Here is a 16,185-nt window from a genome sequence, read left to right on the forward strand (position 1 = left end):
CGGATCTGTCGGAGTTGGTGACTTGAACCGTAGAACCTCAACAAATGTTGAGGTCAAACTCCCGCCCACCACCGCCCGGGGACCGCTGCGCGGGGGAACGGGACACCCGCGGCCGACACCCGTGCACCGGCTGCGGTGGCCGGATCCGGTCCCCGTACACCTCTTCTCCGGCCGCCGGCGCTCTGGTAGAACGGCCCGGTGGACCCCCAAGGACTCCTCGCGCTCCTCATCCTGGCCCTCTTCTCCGTGTACTCGGTCCACTCCGGCTCCAAGGACCTGTCGGCGGCCCTGAGGGTCCGGCGCGACGCCCGACTCCTGGACCGGACCGGCGTGCGCGTGCGGGGAGTCGTCACATCGGTGCACCCCCTTACCCGGAGTCCCCACGGCCACACCGTCACCGTGGCCTTCCGCGACGCCGACGGCCGGGAGCGGGAGGCGGTCGACACCTCGGGACTGGGCGGATACCTCGTCCGCGAGGGCACCCCGGTCGAACTCCTGCACTCGGCCGACGACCCGCGGCTCGTCCGGGTGGAGAGCGCCGCCCTGCCCGGCTCGGCGTCCGAGCACTACCCGGTCCGCCTCGGGCACCGCCCCGGCGGCGCGAAGGCGATCGCCGCCGCGCTCCTGACGATGCTCGCCGTGCCCGTCTTCACCGCGGTCGTCGTCACGCTGTCCCTGGCCGGCGGGAACGGCGGTGGTCTCCTGCGCTACCTGCCGTTCCTGTTCACCGTCGTCGGCCTCGGCATGCTCCTCTCCGCGACCGTGTCCGCGGTGCGCGACCGCGCGGGCGGCCGGGGCTACACCGGGGAGGCCGACGGGACCGTCACCGACTCCTGGCGGGAGGCCAGCAACGCCACGGTGAACCGCCGCCGCGTGTACACCCACCCGTTCACCGTGCACTTCTCGGCCGGTGACGGGCGCGAGGTGCACCGCCGTTACCGCCGCTCCAGCACCTCCTACCGCCCCGTCGCGGGGCAGAGCGCGCGGGTCAGGTACGACCCCGGGGCCCCGGCGCGCTTCTCCGTGCCCGAAGCCCACCGCTGGGGGTGCGGACCCGGCGCGGTCATGGTCGTCGTCGGCCTGGGCTTCGTCCTCATCGGAACGTTCGTCGGCCTCATGCTCCTGCTGTCGGGTTCCCTCTAGCCAGGCGAGTGGTTCCGTGAGCCGTCCCGCCCCGAGCGGCGCGGCCGCCCGGCCCCCGCCGGACGGCCGCGCCGGGGGAGGGGCCTCCTGGCGCGCCCCGCGGTCAGGGCGCTGACGGCGTTGGCGGCCACCACCGCCCCGATCGCCGCCCAGTCCGGACCGTCCAGCTCCTGGCCCAGCACCACCAGCCCCGCCAGGGCGGCCATCACCGGGTGCACGCTCATGAACAGGCCGAAGAAGCGGGCCGGGACACGGCGCAGGGCGAACAGGTCCCCCAGGAACGGGACGGTCGAGGACAGCACCCCCGCCGCCGCGGCACAGGCCAGGGCCGCGGGCGTGGGCGGGTGGTGCGCCAGCACCCACGCCCCGACCGGCACGAACAGCAGCGCGGAGACCCCGGCGGCCGCGGCCGAGCCCTCGATGCCCGCCACCCTCCGCCCCACCGTGCGGTTGAGCAGGATGTAACCGGCCCAGCAGGCGGCGGCCACCAGGGCCAGCGCCATGCCCAGGTGGTCGCTGCTGGGCTGCGGGCGCATCAGCACCGCCACCGCGCCCCCGGCCGCCAGGGCGCACCCCAGGTCCACCCACCGGCGCGAGGCGGCCAGCGCCACGGCCAGGGGGCCGAGGAACTCCAGGGTCACGGCCAGGCCCAGACCGATCCGGTCGACGGCGAGGTACAGGGTCAGGTTCATGGTCGCGAAGACCACGGCCATGGACAGCACCGGCCACCACTGCGGCCAGGTCAGGGAGCGCAGCCGGGGGCGCCCCAGCGACATCAGCACCAGTCCCGCGACCCACTGGCGCACGGCCACCACACCGGCCGGGCCGATCACCGGAAAGGCCAGCGCGGCCGTGGAGGCGCCCAGCTGGTTGGACATCCCGCCGCACAGCATCACCAGAGTCCCGGCCAGACGCCCGCGGGCGCCCGGGTCCGCTCCGGACGCGGCCGTCAGCCGTGCCGTTCCCGTCGAGGTCTCCATGGGACGAGGATGCGACCCGGCGGCGCATACGCAAAATGCATGTGGAAGGCCGTCTATACGCTGTGCGTATGGATATGGAGCTGCGTCACCTGCGCTGCCTGGTCGCCATCGTCGACACCGGGAGCTTCACCGACGCCGCCCTCGAACTGGGCACCTCCCAGGCGGCCGTCTCGCGCAACCTCGCCGCCCTGGAACGCTTCCTGGGCGTGCGACTGCTGCACCGCACCAGCCGCGACGTGGCCCCCACCACGGCGGGCGTGCAGGTCCTGGCCCGGGCACGGGCGGTGCTGGCCGAGGCCGACAACCTGGTGCGCGAGGCCAGCACCGGGCACAGCCGCCTGCGCCTGGGGCACGCGTGGTCGGCCGTGGGCCGCCACACCGCCGAGTTCCAGCGGCTCTGGGCAGCCCGCCACCCCGACGTGGACCTGCACCTGGTGCGGACCAACTCGCCCACCGGAGGGCTGGCGGAGGGACTGTGCGACCTGGCCGTGGTCCGCGCCGCCTTCGACGAACGCCGCTTCGACAGCGCTCTGGTCGGCTGGGAGCGCCGTTACTGCGCGATGGCCTCCGACGACCCCTGGGCCCGACGCCGCTCCATCCGCCTGGCCGAGATCGCCGAACGCCACGTGCTCACCGACCGCCGCACGGGCACCACCACCGCCGAGCTGTGGCCCGAGCGGGCGCGCCCGGCCCTGGAGCACGTCAACGACATCGACGACTGGCTGGCCGGGATCGCGACCGGGCGCAGCGTCGGGATCACCGCGGAGAGCACCGTGACCCAGTACCGACGCGACGGCATCGCCTTCCGCCTGGTGGGCGACGCCCCGCGCGTCCCGGTCCGGGTGCTCTGGCGGCGCCACGACCCGCACCCGGCCACCTTCGCGGCCGTGGCACTGCTCTCGGAGCTGTACGGGGAGCGGAGGCGGTCCTGAACGGCACGGTCACGCGGCACCGTCCGGCGCCGCCGCCCGACCCACGGGGCGGGCGGCGGGGGTGCGCCGGGCGGCGGGCCTCACACGCCCGTGACCACGGGCTCGGTGTTCCGGCCGTGCGGCCGCGCGGTCTCCTCCTGGCGCGGCGCCGCGGTGTACACGCCCACGCAGGGGTCCTCGGGGGCCAGCAGCAGGGCCCGGCCGAGCGTGGCCCGGGTGTGGGCACAGGCGCGCGCCACCAGGGGCAGGGTGAGGGCGAACAGCACCCCGGCGAGCATGTGCGCCGCCGTGGTCGCCAGCACCGGGTACGCGGGCAGCAGGTAGGTGCCCACGTCGGTGTAGCCGGGGATGGTGTACAGCGACCAGCCCCACAGCGGTTGGAGCAGCCCGGCCAGGGCGCCCGCCCACCAGGTGGCGGTGAGGCAGAAGCCGACCGCGGCCACGGGCGGGAGCACCAGCGCGTGCAGGGCGTCCAGCCAGCTCTGCGGGCAGGTCAGCGGGGTCAGGGCCCGGCGCAGGGGACCGGACCCGGGGGCGGGGGAGCGGTAGGGGCGGCGCGCCACCGGTCGGCGGCCCAGGTCGGCCAGGCGGACGCGTTCGACGTGGGCGAACCCGCGTGCGGCGTACAGGGTGCCCGTCATCAGGAACAGGCCCGCCATGACGACGGCGGTGCCCGCCCCGGCGGCCAGGCCCGTCAGGACGACCACGAAGGCGATGAGGGCCAACGGCAGGCCCAGGAGGATGTGGCGGGTGTCGGCCAGGAGCCGGGCGACGGCGTTGCGGGTCGTGTCCATGGCCCCGAAGTTACGCCCGGCCGGGCCCGGAGTCAGGGCGGTACGGGTGCGGACCGGGGGTGGTGCTGGCTCCACCCCGCGTCGGAGCCGCCGCGCCGCGGGCCTTCGGTCACAGGCCGCCCAGCAGGGCGGCGGCCTCCAAGGTGACGGGTCCGAGGCTGATGGCCCCGTCGAAGACCCCCGCGAGCCACAGCCCGTGCCGCAGGACCAGGAAGCCGACGATGCCGATGATCCAGCCCAGGGCCTCCCGGGAGCCGGACTCGACCTTGGTGCGCCAGCGCTCCATCCGGGGCCGCAGCCGCTCGCCGAAGGCACGGTGGGCCAGGTAGAGCAGGATCGGCGGGAGCACCATGACGACGTTGTAGGCCGCCAGCAGCGGCACCCAGGCCGCGGCGGAGAGCCCGGCGGTGGTCATGATGCCGATGGCGCCGAAGTAGGGCAGCGCGGTGCCGCCCTCCAGCAGGCCGGTGGCCAGGCCCAGTGCGACCATCGCGCCGGTGCGCAGCGAGGCGGGCCTGCGCTGTCGGCGAGGTCCGCTCGGCATGAACAGCGCGTAGGCGAGCATGCCCCCGCCCAGCACCACCATCACCCAGCCCAGGACGGGGCTGTCGGCGATGTCGTCCAGGGCCTCGAACGCGAAGCCGAGGCCGAGCATGAGCGCGCAGCCCAGGGCGAAGTAGAAGGCGGCCACGGTGGCCAGGTAGACGAACAGGGGGCGGGCCACCGACCGCGCCCCGCTGAGTAACACGTACAGCGAGACCCCGATGGTGGCGGGGCTCAGGGTGTCCAGCAGCGCCAGTCCGGCGACCGGCAACAGCACTTCCAGTGACGGCATGGTGGTCTCCTCCCGCTCTCGTTTTCACACGGCTGTGCCAAATAAAATAACACACATGTGCTAGAAAGGGGAGGTGCCCAAGATCGTCGACCACGAACAGCGCCGCCGGGAGCTGGCCGAGGCCCTGTGGCGGGTCATCGCCGAGTCCGGCCCGGCCGCCGTGTCCATCCGCTCCGTCGCCGCCGAGGCGGGCTGGTCCCCCGGAGCCCTGCGCCACTACTTCCAGACGCGCGAGGACCTGCTCGTCTTCGCCATGAACCTGTCCGAGGAACGCGTCACCGCGCGCGTGACGGCCCTGAACGGCACCCAGGACCCGAACGCCCCGCTCCTGGACCGCATGGCCGAGTACGCCGAACAGCTCCTGCCCCTGGACGCGACCCGCCGCGCGGAGTACCGCGCTTGGGAGGCCGCCGGGCTGCTGGGGGAGTACGACCGCGACCGGGAACAGCGCTGGAACAGCCAGCGCAGGCTCTACCGGCTCCTGGTCGCCGCCCTCACCGGGCAGCCGGTGGAGGATCCCTTCCAGCCCCACCCCGACCCGTGGGTCGAGGAGTGGTCCGGGTACCTGCACACCCAGGTGGACGGGCTCGCCCTCCAGCTGATGGTCACCCCGGGCATGAAGGGCCCCGAGGGGGCGCGGCGGGAGCTGCGCGCCTTCCTGGCCCGCACCGAGGAGGCCTGGCTGCACCGCCAGGCCTCCTGAGCGGCCGGCGTGCGGGGGACACGAAGCGGCCCACCGCGCCCCGGTCGGCCGCACCCCGGGCTCCGGGGACCTCACGCCGCCCGGCCCGGGCCGGGCGGTGCGTCCGGCCTCGGCGTCAGACCAGCCAGCGGCCGTCGCGCATCAGCTCGCGTCCGGACATCTCGTTCACCTCGCGCCAGGCCTGGACGCGGCGCGGCGTGACGCGGAACCAGAGGTAGGGCGCGGCCAGCGCGCGCGGGTCGAAGCCCGTCCTCTCAGCGAACCGGTCGCCCCGCTCCCGCGTCAGCGCGTCCATCCCGAGGACCTCGACCCGGCCCTCGACCATGGTCACGTCGCGGGTGCCGCCCAGCCCCAGCCGGACGGTGCGGGTGGCGGCCAGGTTCCTGCCGGTGGGGCTGTCCGCCGCGGTGGCCACCAACAGCGACTCGCCGTCCCAGTCGAAGGACAGCGGCACCAGGTGGGGCACGCCGTCCTCCGAGGCGCTGGCCACCCAGACGTCGACGTCGCGGGCGAGCCGCTCCTCGGTGTCGCGGCGGCGCCGGGCGCCGGAGCGGGGCCGGTCGCCCGCCGGACGCGGCGCCGTCGTGGTCTCCTGCGCGTGAGAGCTGGTCACGGTCACTCCCCGTGGTCGTGGTTCGCGGTCGGCCCGGCGGCTTCGGCCGGGTGCGATCGCCGTGGTCCCAGCCTCCCCCGGCCGGGGCGCGGACCGCCTCCGTGCCGGCCACGGAAACCACCACCCATAATGAGTCGGTGTCCAGTCCAGTGGTCTCGGCTCGGGAAGCCGAAGTACTCGCCCTCCTCGGAGAGCACCTCAGCAACGCGGAGATCGCCGCGCGCCTGGTCCTGTCGGTGCGCACCGTCGAGTCGCACGTCTCCTCGCTCCTGCGCAAACTGGCGCTGCCGGACCGGCGGGCGCTCGCCCGGCACGCGACCGCCTCCGCACGCGCCGCGCGCGAGCGGTCGGCGCCCGCCCTGCCCGCGCCGTTGACGTCGTTCGTCGGCCGGGTCCGCGAGCGCCGGGAACTGGCCGGGGCTGTGACGTCGCACCGGCTGGTGACCGTGGTCGGGCCGGGCGGGGTGGGCAAGACGCGCCTGTCCCTGGCCGTGGCGGCGGACGTGGCCGACGACTTCGCCGACGGGGTGTGGTTCGTCGACCTGGTCCCGGTCACCGAACCGGGCCGCGTGGGGGCCGCGGTCGCGGCGGCCGTGGGTGTGGGCGAGCAGCCCGGAAGCGGCGTCGACGACACGGTCCTTGCCGCGCTGGCGGACCGCCGGGCCCTGCTGGTCCTGGACAACTGCGAACACGTGCGCGACGGGGTGACGCCGTTCCTGGAGCGGCTGCTGGCGGCCTGCCCGCGGCTGCGGGTGCTCGTGACGAGCCGGGCCCGGCTGATGGTGCCGTTCGAGCGTGTCCTCCCGGTCCCGCCGCTGTCGCGGGACGGCGGCGAGGAGTCGGACGCGGTGGCCCTGTTCATGGACCGGGCGGCCGTGGGCGGCTGGCCGCAGGGGCCCGCCGCGAGCGAGGAGGTCGTGGCCGTCTGCGAACGGCTCGGCGGCATGGCGCTGGCCATCGAACTGGCGGCGGCGCGGTGCTCGACGCTGGGGCTGGACGGACTCGCCGCCGGGCTCTCCGACCAGCTGCGGGTCCTCACCGGCGGTTCCCGGGCCGACGACAGGCACCGGTCGGTGCGGGCGGTGCTGGACTGGAGCCACGACCTGTTGGAGCCGGGGGACCGGGCCCTGCTGCGCCGGGTGTCGTTGTTCGTCGCGCCGTTCACCCCCGAGGCCGCCGCCGGGGTCGCCGGGTTCGCCCCGCTGGATCCGGCCTCGGTCGTCGACGGGCTCGGCAGACTCGCCGAGCACAGCCTGCTCTCCGTGACACCGTCCGCGACCGGCACCCGCTACCACGCGCTGGAGACCATCCGCCAGTACGGGGCGGAGCGGCTCGCCGACACCGGCGAGCTGACGCGCGTCCGCTCCCGGCACCTGGACTGGTGCCTGGCCGGTGCGGCCGCCCTCACCGCGACCGCGGGCGCGGACTGGCGCGCCCGCTTCGACGCCGTGGCGGAGGACATGCGGGCCGCCCTCACCTGGGCCTGCGACCAGCCCGAACAGCGCGCGGACGCCCACCGGCTCGCCCGCGCCGTGGCCGAGCTGTCCTTCACCCGCACCCTGCTCGGCGAGGCCCAGCAGCGGTTCGAGCAGGCGGCGCGGCTCGCCGACACCGGCGCCGTCGCCGACGCGCTGCGCCAGGCCGCCGCGGTGGCCGGATGCCGCGGCCTCGACGACGACATGTACCGCCTGCACCGTGCCGCCGCGCACGCCGCCCTCCGGGCCGGGGACACCGCGGGCGCGGGCCGCGACCTGGCGGCCGCCGCCACCGTCGCGTACCGGTTCTCCAGCTCGTTCACGCGGCTTCCCGCCGTGGAGGAGGTGAGGGACACGCTCGCGCGGGCGCGGGAGCTGTCCGGCGACGCCCCGGCCGCCCGGGCCGCCGTCGCGCTGGCCGAGGCGGCGGTGGTCGCGGACGCGTTCGGCGCGGTCCAGGGGGATCCGGACAACACCGCCGGGGAGACGGTCGAGAGCGCCGAACGGGCGGTCGCGCTCGCCCGTGGCGCGGGCGACCCGGTGGCCGAGTCCGCCGCCCTGGACGCGCTCTCGGGCGCCCAGAGCTGGGCCGGGAACGCCTTCGCCGGTGCGGCCGCCTCCCGGCGCAGGGTCGACATCCTGGCCCCGCGACCGCCGACCCCCGCCAGCACGCACGAGCTGATGGACGCCCTGGCCATGGCCGCCGGAACCTCCCTCGGCGTGGGGCGGCTGCCGGAGGCCCGCCGGTGGGGCAGGCAGCTCGCCGACCACCCGCTGCTGGCCGAGGCGGGCCACAGCGCCACGTCCTGGCTCCTGGTCGCGGACGCGTTCAGCGGCGACGTCGACGGGGTGCTCACCGGCAGCACGAGGTTCCTCGACGCGTGGGAGCAGAACGGCCGACCGCGGACGCGCTCCCTGGGGCCCGCCGCCGCGTCGGTCGCGATGGTCCACGGCCTGCGCGGCGACCACGATGCACGGGCGGACTGGCTCGCGATCGTCGACCGGGCCGGGTCCGAGGCCGACCACCGCCTGGGCTACGGCGCGGTCTTCGACACCATGGTCCTGCTCCACCACGGGGACGCGGAGTCCGCCCTGGAACGCGTCGAACCGGAGCCGGACCGGGTGTGGAAGTGGGTGTGCTGGGTCTGGCTCCACTGGTACGTGGCGCTCAGGGCGGAGGCGGCGGTGCTCGCCGGGCACCCCAAGGCCCGGGAGCGGATCGCCTCCGCCAGGGCCGTGGTCACCGGCAACACGGTCGCCGGTGCCCAGGTGGACCGCGCGGAGGCGCTGCTCGACGGCGACCCGGCGGGGCAGCTCGCCGCCGCCGCGGCGTTCGACGCGGCCGGTTGCCGCTACCAGGCGGCGCGCACGCTGGTGCTCGCCGGGGGTGAGCACGCCGCCGCCGGCGGGGCCGCGCTCACCGGCCTCGGCCTCACGCCCGGCCGGTGAGCGCGCGGGGGCCGGGGCCGGTGACCGCGTGAACCCGGTGACCGCGCCTCAGCTCACCGCACGCCTCACCAGTTCGGCGATGCGCGCCTCCGTCTCGTCCGTCACCTCGGTCAGGGCGAAACCGGTCGCCCACATCGTGCCCTCGTCCAGCTGGGCCAGGTCGCTGAACCCGAGCGTCGCGTAGCGCGTCCCGAACTTGGCCGCGCCCTGGAAGTGGCAGACGACCTTGCCGTCCAGCGCGTAGGCGGGCATCCCGTACCAGAGCTTCGGCGCGAGGGCCGGGGCGTTGGCCATGACGACGGCGTGGACGCGCTCGGCCATGACCCGGTCCGAGTCCCGCATCCCGGCGATCTTGGCGAGCACGTCGCGCTCCGCCTCCGCCGCCTTCTCCGCGCGCGAGGCGCGGCGCGCCGCCTTCTTCTGCTCCCGGGCGTGGTCCTTCATCGCGGCCCGTTCCTCGGCCGAGAACCCCTCGTACGTGCCGTTGGCGGTGCTGGTCATGGTCACTCCCTCGGTTGCGGGCCGCGGTCGGCCCGGTGTGTGCGGCCGTGCCGGCCTCCGTGTCCACAGCCTCTCCCGGCGGGGGTGCGCGGCGCCTCCGTGCTGACCACGGAAACCACCACGGACCACGGGGTCGGTGGCGGCCCCGCGCTCACACGGCGCCGGGATCCCCTTGCACGGTGTTCCTCCGCCGCCGTGATCCGGATGCCCCTTGCGCCCCTCTTGCCCCAGGGGTCTGTGTTCTTCGCTATGTCCGGTGGCCGATACTGGGGGTGCCAGCGGCCGGAACCAACAGGGGAGATGCGTGTGACCACCAGCAGTGAGACGGCTTCGGGGCCCTGGACCGACCTGGTCTACAGGACCGCCGTCACCGATGACGTCCCCGAGCTCGTCGAGCTGGTCAACTCCTGCTACCGCGGCGACTCATCCAAGCAGGGCTGGACCACCGAGGCCGACCTGCTCGACGGCCAGCGCGTGGACGCCGGGGGCATGGCCGAGCTGCTGGCGCGCACCAACACGATCGTGCTGGTCGCCGAGGCCGAGGGTCGGATCGTGGCCTGCTGCGAGCTCCAGCGCGGCGTCAACGGCGCCTACTTCGGTATGTTCTCGGTGCGGCCCGGCATCCAGGGCGGGGGCCTGGGCAAGCGGGTCCTGGCCGAGGCCGAGGACACGGCGGTGCGCGAGTGGGGCTGCCGCCTGATGCGGATGAAGGTGCTCAAGCAGCGCCCGGAGCTGATCGCCTGGTACGAGCGCCGCGGCTACACCAACACCGGCAAGACCGAACCCTTCCCCTACGGTGACGCGACTTTCGGTCTGCCCAAGCGCGCGGATCTGGCCTTCGTCGAGCTCACCCGGGAACTGCCCGCCCCCTGACCGGGACGCGGCCGGGCGGGGTCCGGCCGCGTCAACCCTGTTCGAGGTTGGCCGACATCCGCTCCAGCACGTCGACCGCGGTCCGGTACTCCTCGTCGCTGATCCCCCGCGAGATACGGCGGCGGGCCTCGTCGACCCTGGCGAAGAGGGTCTCGTGCGCGGCCTCTCCCGCCGTGCTGAGGTTCAGGGAGACCAGGCCCTCCACCCAACCGCGCCGACGCAGCTCCTCCACCACCGGGGTGACGCTGTACTCGTCCTCGTCCAGGAACGCGGCGAGCCTGCGGTCCAGGTCGGCGATCGTGCCGGGGTCGGTGTGCAGGGAGTGGAGCACCTGCCAGTGGCGGCGCCCCAGCGACTCCGCGGCCAGGGTCCGGTCCAGGTCGTTCTCGATGAGCCGGTCCAGGTGCTTGAGCCAGTAGCCGATCGGCAGGTCGGACATGGTGCTCCCTCCAGCGGGGACTGCGCGGGCGTCCACTCTTCGAGACACGTCGAAGATAGATCGCCGCACGGCGCACCGCCAACGACCGGCGGCGGTGTCGGCGCGCGGGGGCCCGGGGGCGGCGGGAGGCGCGCCCGGGCCGCGGACCCCTCGTGGCGGGTCAGGCCCGGCACAGGATCGCGCCGCGCGGGACCACGAACACCCCGTCGGGGTCCTGACTCCAGGTCGTCCAGCCCGCCGAGATGCGCTCCAGCTCCTCCCGGGTGGCGTGGCCCTCCGCGACCGCCTGGCGGCCCATGTCCGACTCCAGGATGCGCCGGGACCACATGCCGCCCCACCAGGCGCGGCGCTCGGGGGAGGAGTGGTTCCACACCTCGGCCACGTAGGTGACGTCCTCGAACCCGGCCTCGCGGGCCCAGGAGGCCATGCGCCGCCCCGCGTCGGGCTCGCCGCCGTTGGCGCGCGCGACGCGCTGGTACAGGTCCATCCACGCGTCCAGCTCGGGCAGGCGCGGGTACCAGTACATCCCTGAATAATCGCTGTCGCAGGCGGCCACGACCCCGCCCGGCCTGGCCACGCGGCGCATCTCGGCCAGGGCCCGGACCGGGTCGGCCACGTGCTGGAGGACCTGGTGGGCGTGGACGACGTCGAAGGCGTCGTCGGGCAGGTCCAGGTCGTGGACGTCGCCGACCCGGAACTCGATGTTGTCCGCTCCGGCCTCCCGCGCGCTGGCGCGGGCCAGTTCGACGGCCTCGGCCGAGGCGTCCACGGCGGTGACCCGCCCGGGGGCGACCCTGCGGGCGAGGTCGGCGGTGATGCTGCCCGGGCCGCAGCCCACGTCCAGCAGCGAGCGGCCGGGGACCATCCGGTCCAGGGCGTAGGCGGCGGAGTTCTCCGCGTTGCGCCAGCGGTAGGAGTCGGTGACCGTGGGGTGCTGGCCGTGGGTGTAGCGCGTCATCGGAACGCCCTCTCATGGGTCGCAGGCGGGAGCGAACACCTGGGACCCTACACCGATATCTCTTTGAATGAGATTCCATTCTCGCCATATGAGACAAGGGGTGGGGTGCCCTGTTCGGAGGGGTGCCTCCCGGGGCCGCGGAGGCGACCGGCCACGGAACGGGCGAGAGGGGCGAAACTCCTGGGAAAAACCCCGCCCGGGCCGATGAGTTCCGCCGCCCGGACGCGTCATCACGGATAGGGCGGACGCGCGCAGGGCCGCGCCGCACACCGAGAGGACCAGACCATGACACGGCTCAACAAGATCACCCCCTGCCTGTGGTTCGACACCCGCGCCGAGGAGGCGGCCCGCTTCTACGTGGGCCTGTTCGACAACTCGCGCATCCTGCGGGTCCGGCACTTCGGCCCCGACGGGCCCCGGCCCGCCGACATGGTGCTGACCGTGGACTTCGAGATCGACGGCCAGCAGATCACCGCGCTCAACGGGGGCCCGGAGTTCACCTTCTCGGAGGCGGTCTCCCTCCAGGTGATCTGCGACAGCCAGGAGGAGTCCGACCACTACTGGGCGAAGCTCGGCGAGGGCGGCGAGGAGGGCCAGTGCGGCTGGCTCAAGGACCGCTTCGGCTTCTCCTGGCAGGTCTTCCCGGCCGAGCTGGACGACCTGCTGGCCGACCCCGATCCCGGCCGGGCCGGACGCGCCATGCAGGCCATGCTCAAGATGGGCCGGATCGACCTGCCCGAGATCCGGAGGGCCGCGGACGCGGCCTGACCCGCGGCGGCCGTCCGCGCCGGGAGACGGCGGCGCGGACGGCCGCGTCCGGCCTCAGACCCGGGCGAGGGACAGGTAGGCGAAGCCGAGCGTCTCCCGGGTGCCGCGCAGCCAGAAGTGCCGGTGCCGGTCGGCCCTGGCCCGGACCTCGTCGGCACCGGGGGAGCCGGGGTTGCGCTCCAGCCACTCCTCCCAACCCCGGGCGTGCCGGGACTCGAAGTCGTCCCACTCCTCCAGGGTGGCCTGCGACAGCGCCCGCAGCCGGAAGCCGTGGGAGAGGGCGAGGTCCACCAGGTCGGGCAGCGACCGGTACTGGGCGCGGGGGATGTCGGTCATGGCCTCCAGCTCCCCGGGCGTCGGATCGCGCAGCCAGAAGCACTCACCGAACAGGAACCGGCCGCCGGGCCGGAGCAGACCGGCGACCGCCTCCAGGGCGTTGACGGTGTGCGTCACAGGGTCGCCGCCCCACACGTGGCTGGCGCCGTTGTTGACCACCACGTCCGCGTGCGTGCCGGACCAGGCGCCCGCGTCCCCGACCGCGAGTTCGACGCGGTCGGCCAGGCCCCGGGCCACGGCGTTGGCGCGCCCGTGCTCCACGGCCTGCTCGTCGAGGTCGATGCCGAACCCGGTGGCGGTCGGCTCGCTCTCCAGGGCGCGCAGCAGCAGTTCGGCCCAGCCGCAGCCGATGTCCACGATCCGTCTGCCCTCCAGGCGGCCCAGGTCGCGGATGAGTCCGGCGGCTCGGGCGTCGGAGAGCGGGCCGTTGAAGTCGACGTCGCGGTACAGGGGAGGCACGGGCGGTGTGGTCATCCGAACACCCTGGCGGGGGAGCCGCGGCCCGTCCATCGGTTTCCGGGGCCGCGCGCCCCGCGAGGACCCTGTCGGCGCGCCGGGCCCGCCGGTCATACCCGGGTCTGACGCCTGGATCCAGCCCCCGGTCCGACGCCGAGGACAGGCCCGGCGGGGCATCGTCGGGGCATGACTCCTCCACCACGCACCACCCACGGCACCCCGCACGCCGCGAGCGGCCCGGGCCGCGTACTCCCCGTGGAACGCGCGGACGCCTTCCCCGGCCGCTGGGTGGGCGGCGTCGCCATGGTTCTGGGGCCCCTGCTGATGCTGGCCGGGGCCCTGCTGCGCGTCCGCTTCGACTTCTTCTTCCCCGGGCAGCTCGCCGCGTACGAGCGGCACTCCGGCCTGACGGCCACCGCGTACGCCCTCTTCGCGGTCGGCAACCTGCTGCTGTGGCCCGCCGTGGCCGTGCTCGCCGCCCGTGTCGGCGCACGCGGTCCGGGATGGGGACTGTGGGGCGGGCTGCTGGCGATGTCCGGCCTGTTCGCCCGTACCTTCCACGCCGGAGCGGACCACATGGCCTTCCGGCTGGTCGTCGCCGAGGGCGCCGCGACCGCCACGCGGATCGTCTCCGACACCTACGGGGCCTTCCAGATCCTCTCCGTCCTGAACCTCGCCGTCCTGTCCGGCTGGGTCGTGCTCGCGCTCGGCGCCTGGCGCACACGGGTGCTGGGCCCGGTCCGCGCGTTCGCCCTCGCGCTGACGGCGGCCCTGCCGCTGGGCGTACTGAAGGGAACCACACCGTGGTCGCTGGTGGCCCTGGCCGGTCTGGCCGTCGCCCTGCTGCCGCTGGGGCTGGCTCTGCTGCGCGAGGGACCGCGGCCCCGCCGCTCAGCGGTGGTGCTCTGGGGCCTGGTCGCGCTGGGCACCCTGGGACTGATGTTCGCGTTCGGGCAGGCGGGTTGAGGGGAGTGGGCCGGTACTGTCGGGCGATGCACCGCATCACCGGCCGCCACGCGTACGCCGCCGACCTGGCGGCGGCCCTCGTCCTGACCGCGGTCTACGCCGGATTCGCGCACCTGTCCCCGGTCGACGGGCAACCCGCCTACGACGGCCCGGTCTGGCTCCCCTGGGCCGTCGCCGCGGCCGTGGGCCTGCCCGTCGCGGTCCGCCGCCGCTGGCCGCTGCCCGTGCTGGGCACGGTAATGGCCGCCCTCACCGCCGCCACCCTCCTGGACCTGACCCGGGAGCCCTACACCGCGGCGGGTCTGGCCGCCTACCTGGTGGGGTTGGCCGAGCCGGCCCGCCGTGCGGTCCCGGCCCTGGTCGCCGCGCTGGCGACGGCCGCCGCCGGAGTGTACGTCGGGGAGGCGGTCGTCACCCCGGCGGGGGACCGGCAGGACGCGGTCGGCCTGGCCTCCCTGGTGGTGCTGGTGGTCGGCGGCGCCTGGGCGGCGGGCTTCGCCGTGCGCTCCCACCGGGCCCGGGGGCGGCGGCGGGCCGAGCGGGCGCTGACCGAGGAACGGCTGCGCATCGCCCGCGACCTGCACGACGTCGTCTCGCACAACCTCGGCCTGATCGCCGTCAGAGCGGGTGTGGCCGCACACGTGGCGGAGGCTGACCCACGCGAGGCCCGGGTCGCGCTCAGGGACATCGAGGAGGCCAGCAGGTCCGCTCTGACGGAGATGCGCCGCGCCCTGGGGGTGCTGCGCACCGAACAGGCCCCGCTGGCCCCGGCGCCGGGCCTGGACGGTCTCGACGGACTCGCGCGGGACGCCCGCAGGGCCGGGGTCGACGTGCGCCTGACGGTCCGCGGCATGCGGGGTGTTCCGGAGGGCACCCGCCTCATGGCGTACCGGATCGTGCAGGAGGCCCTGACCAACGCGGTCCGGCACGCGGCTCCGACCCGGTGCGAGGTGACCGTCGCCTCGGACGGCGCGGCGGTCGACATCGAGGTGGTCGACGAGGGGCCCGCGGAGGGCTCCCGTCGCCCGCCCGGGGGTCCCACGGGCGGACACGGCCTCCTGGGCATGCGGGAACGGGCGATGATGTGCGGGGGCGCTTTCACCGCGGGACCCCGTCCGCAGGGCGGTTTCGCGGTGGCCGTACGACTGCCGACCGGACAGGAGAGCACGCCGTGACCCGACCGACGCGGGCGACGGGGGCCGGAGAGGGCACCGGGGTCACGCGCGTCCTCGTCGCCGACGACCAGGCGATGGTCCGCGGCAGTTTCCGCGTCCTGGTCGACCACACCCCCGGGCTGAGCGCCGTCGGCGAGGCCGCCGACGGAGCCGAGGCCGTGGAACTCGCCCGCCGCGAACGGCCCGACGTCGTCCTCATGGACATCCGCATGCCCGGGCTGGACGGCATCGGTGCCACCCGGCGTATCTGCGCCGATCCCGCGACGGCGGGCGTCCGCGTCCTCATCCTCACCACCTTCGACCTGGACGAGTACGTCTACGCCGCCCTCCGCGCGGGCGCGGCGGGCTTCCTGCTGAAGGACACGCCGCCGTCGCGGGTCCTGGACGCCATCACCGTCGTCGCCGCGGGGGACGCCCTGCTGGCCCCCTCGGTCACCCGGAGGCTCATCTCCGAGTTCGCCCGCCTCCCCGAGCCGGGACGCCCTCCGGCCCGCGCCCTCGACGGCGTCACGGACCGCGAGGTGGAGGTCCTCGGGCTGATCGCCCGCGGCCTGTCCAACACCGAACTGGCCGAGCACCTGCACCTGAGCCTGGCCACGGTCAAGACGCACATCGGGCGGCTGCGGGCCAAACTCGGGGCGCGCGACCGCGCGCAGCTGGTGATCACCGCCTACGAGACGGGCCTGGTGGGCGACCGGCGTCCCGGGGCCGGGGGACCCCGTGACGGGGAGCCGTGTTGAGCGCTCCGGCCCGGGGCGGCACATGGAGCGGCCGGGTATTTCCGGTGCG

17 protein-coding genes are annotated in these 16,185 nt (G+C 75.0%); 9 read left to right on the plus strand and 8 right to left on the minus strand.

From position 1 onward, the window contains the following. Positions 1–198: 198 nt before the first annotated feature. Complete coding sequence (locus NDAS_RS10245; RefSeq protein WP_013153104.1) at positions 199–1,143, plus strand: DUF3592 domain-containing protein; 945 nt, start codon at positions 199–201, stop codon at positions 1,141–1,143. On the opposite strand, the gene NDAS_RS10250 is transcribed toward NDAS_RS10245, so the two are convergent. Next, complete coding sequence (locus tag NDAS_RS10250) at positions 1,140–2,123, minus strand: EamA family transporter (protein WP_013153105.1); 984 nt, start codon at positions 2,121–2,123, stop codon at positions 1,140–1,142. The genes NDAS_RS10245 and NDAS_RS10250 overlap by 4 nt on opposite strands. 68 nt (positions 2,124–2,191) lie before the next feature. Here NDAS_RS10250 and NDAS_RS10255 point away from each other — a divergent pair, with 68 nt between their 5' ends. Further along, positions 2,192–3,055, plus strand: a complete 864-nt coding sequence (locus NDAS_RS10255; protein ID WP_041552654.1) for a LysR family transcriptional regulator — start codon at positions 2,192–2,194, stop codon at positions 3,053–3,055. A gap of 80 nt (positions 3,056–3,135) precedes the next feature. On the opposite strand, the gene NDAS_RS10260 is transcribed toward NDAS_RS10255, so the two are convergent. Together NDAS_RS10260 and NDAS_RS10265 are read right to left on the minus strand one after the other, a co-directional pair. Further along, a complete protein-coding gene (locus tag NDAS_RS10260; protein ID WP_013153107.1) occupies positions 3,136–3,849 on the minus strand; it encodes a sensor domain-containing protein in 714 nt (237 codons plus the stop codon). Positions 3,850–3,958: 109 nt separating this feature from the next. Continuing rightward, on the minus strand, positions 3,959–4,684 hold the full coding sequence (locus tag NDAS_RS10265; RefSeq protein WP_013153108.1) for a GAP family protein: 726 nt from the start codon (positions 4,682–4,684) through the stop codon (positions 3,959–3,961). Positions 4,685–4,757: 73 nt separating this feature from the next. Here NDAS_RS10265 and NDAS_RS10270 point away from each other — a divergent pair, with 73 nt between their 5' ends. After that, complete coding sequence (locus NDAS_RS10270; protein ID WP_013153109.1) at positions 4,758–5,387, plus strand: TetR/AcrR family transcriptional regulator; 630 nt, start codon at positions 4,758–4,760, stop codon at positions 5,385–5,387. Between the two features lie 115 nt (positions 5,388–5,502). Here NDAS_RS10270 and NDAS_RS10275 read toward each other — a convergent pair whose 3' ends face one another. Further along, positions 5,503–6,000, minus strand: coding sequence for a pyridoxamine 5'-phosphate oxidase family protein (locus NDAS_RS10275; protein WP_013153110.1), 498 nt, complete (start codon positions 5,998–6,000; stop codon positions 5,503–5,505). A 137-nt stretch (positions 6,001–6,137) separates the two neighbouring features. Here NDAS_RS10275 and NDAS_RS10280 point away from each other — a divergent pair, with 137 nt between their 5' ends. Then, a complete protein-coding gene (locus tag NDAS_RS10280) occupies positions 6,138–8,924 on the plus strand; it encodes an ATP-binding protein (RefSeq protein ID WP_041552657.1) in 2,787 nt (928 codons plus the stop codon). 48 nt (positions 8,925–8,972) lie between these two features. On the opposite strand, the gene NDAS_RS10285 is transcribed toward NDAS_RS10280, so the two are convergent. Next, the gene (locus tag NDAS_RS10285) at positions 8,973–9,425 is read right to left on the minus strand and encodes an iron chaperone (protein WP_013153112.1); all 453 of its coding nucleotides are present in this window, start codon (positions 9,423–9,425) and stop codon (positions 8,973–8,975) included. Positions 9,426–9,725: 300 nt separating this feature from the next. Between NDAS_RS10285 and NDAS_RS10290 the strand changes: the two genes are divergently transcribed. Next, a complete protein-coding gene (locus NDAS_RS10290) occupies positions 9,726–10,298 on the plus strand; it encodes a GNAT family N-acetyltransferase (protein WP_041552659.1) in 573 nt (190 codons plus the stop codon). Positions 10,299–10,329: 31 nt separating this feature from the next. On the opposite strand, the gene NDAS_RS10295 is transcribed toward NDAS_RS10290, so the two are convergent. Then, positions 10,330–10,737, minus strand: a complete 408-nt coding sequence (locus tag NDAS_RS10295; protein ID WP_013153114.1) for a MarR family winged helix-turn-helix transcriptional regulator — start codon at positions 10,735–10,737, stop codon at positions 10,330–10,332. 160 nt (positions 10,738–10,897) lie between these two features. Beyond that, positions 10,898–11,695, minus strand: coding sequence for a methyltransferase domain-containing protein (locus NDAS_RS10300; RefSeq protein ID WP_013153115.1), 798 nt, complete (start codon positions 11,693–11,695; stop codon positions 10,898–10,900). A gap of 285 nt (positions 11,696–11,980) precedes the next feature. Between NDAS_RS10300 and NDAS_RS10305 the strand changes: the two genes are divergently transcribed. Further along, a complete protein-coding gene (locus NDAS_RS10305) occupies positions 11,981–12,463 on the plus strand; it encodes a VOC family protein (RefSeq protein ID WP_013153116.1) in 483 nt (160 codons plus the stop codon). Between the two features lie 54 nt (positions 12,464–12,517). On the opposite strand, the gene NDAS_RS10310 is transcribed toward NDAS_RS10305, so the two are convergent. Continuing rightward, positions 12,518–13,273, minus strand: a complete 756-nt coding sequence (locus NDAS_RS10310; RefSeq protein ID WP_013153117.1) for an SAM-dependent methyltransferase — start codon at positions 13,271–13,273, stop codon at positions 12,518–12,520. 168 nt (positions 13,274–13,441) lie between these two features. Between NDAS_RS10310 and NDAS_RS10315 the strand changes: the two genes are divergently transcribed. The 3 genes from NDAS_RS10315 to NDAS_RS10325 are packed head-to-tail and all read left to right on the plus strand — an operon-like array spanning position 13,442 to position 16,136. Then, positions 13,442–14,221: a hypothetical protein gene (locus tag NDAS_RS10315; RefSeq protein ID WP_013153118.1), complete on the plus strand. Its 780-nt coding sequence runs from the start codon at positions 13,442–13,444 to the stop codon at positions 14,219–14,221. Between the two features lie 26 nt (positions 14,222–14,247). Further along, positions 14,248–15,396 carry a sensor histidine kinase gene (locus NDAS_RS29570; RefSeq protein ID WP_041552662.1) on the plus strand — a complete coding sequence of 383 codons (1,149 nt, stop codon included), beginning with the start codon at positions 14,248–14,250 and terminating at the stop codon, positions 15,394–15,396. Next, complete coding sequence (locus tag NDAS_RS10325) at positions 15,393–16,136, plus strand: response regulator (protein WP_013153120.1); 744 nt, start codon at positions 15,393–15,395, stop codon at positions 16,134–16,136. Before NDAS_RS29570 ends, NDAS_RS10325 begins: the two co-directional genes overlap by 4 nt. Positions 16,137–16,185: the final 49 nt, after the last annotated feature.

This window comes from Nocardiopsis dassonvillei subsp. dassonvillei DSM 43111, assembly GCF_000092985.1.
Classification (GTDB): Bacteria; Actinomycetota; Actinomycetes; order Streptosporangiales; family Streptosporangiaceae; genus Nocardiopsis; species Nocardiopsis dassonvillei.

What these genes read in the sequence shown, in the direction of transcription:
- NDAS_RS10315 (WP_013153118.1), top strand. Translation starts at nt 13,442, where the DNA reads ATGACTCCTCCACCACGCACCACCCACGGCACCCCGCACGCCGCGAGC.
- NDAS_RS10255 (WP_041552654.1), top strand. Translation starts at nt 2,192, where the DNA reads ATGGATATGGAGCTGCGTCACCTGCGCTGCCTGGTCGCCATCGTCGAC.
- NDAS_RS10290 (WP_041552659.1), top strand. Translation starts at nt 9,726, where the DNA reads ATGCGTGTGACCACCAGCAGTGAGACGGCTTCGGGGCCCTGGACCGAC.
- NDAS_RS10310 (WP_013153117.1), bottom strand. Translation starts at nt 13,273, where the DNA reads ATGACCACACCGCCCGTGCCTCCCCTGTACCGCGACGTCGACTTCAAC.
- NDAS_RS10250 (WP_013153105.1), bottom strand. Translation starts at nt 2,123, where the DNA reads ATGGAGACCTCGACGGGAACGGCACGGCTGACGGCCGCGTCCGGAGCG.
- NDAS_RS10305 (WP_013153116.1), top strand. Translation starts at nt 11,981, where the DNA reads ATGACACGGCTCAACAAGATCACCCCCTGCCTGTGGTTCGACACCCGC.
- NDAS_RS10265 (WP_013153108.1), bottom strand. Translation starts at nt 4,684, where the DNA reads ATGCCGTCACTGGAAGTGCTGTTGCCGGTCGCCGGACTGGCGCTGCTG.
- NDAS_RS10260 (WP_013153107.1), bottom strand. Translation starts at nt 3,849, where the DNA reads ATGGACACGACCCGCAACGCCGTCGCCCGGCTCCTGGCCGACACCCGC.
- NDAS_RS10300 (WP_013153115.1), bottom strand. Translation starts at nt 11,695, where the DNA reads ATGACGCGCTACACCCACGGCCAGCACCCCACGGTCACCGACTCCTAC.
- NDAS_RS10285 (WP_013153112.1), bottom strand. Translation starts at nt 9,425, where the DNA reads ATGACCAGCACCGCCAACGGCACGTACGAGGGGTTCTCGGCCGAGGAA.
- NDAS_RS10295 (WP_013153114.1), bottom strand. Translation starts at nt 10,737, where the DNA reads ATGTCCGACCTGCCGATCGGCTACTGGCTCAAGCACCTGGACCGGCTC.
- NDAS_RS29570 (WP_041552662.1), top strand. Translation starts at nt 14,248, where the DNA reads ATGCACCGCATCACCGGCCGCCACGCGTACGCCGCCGACCTGGCGGCG.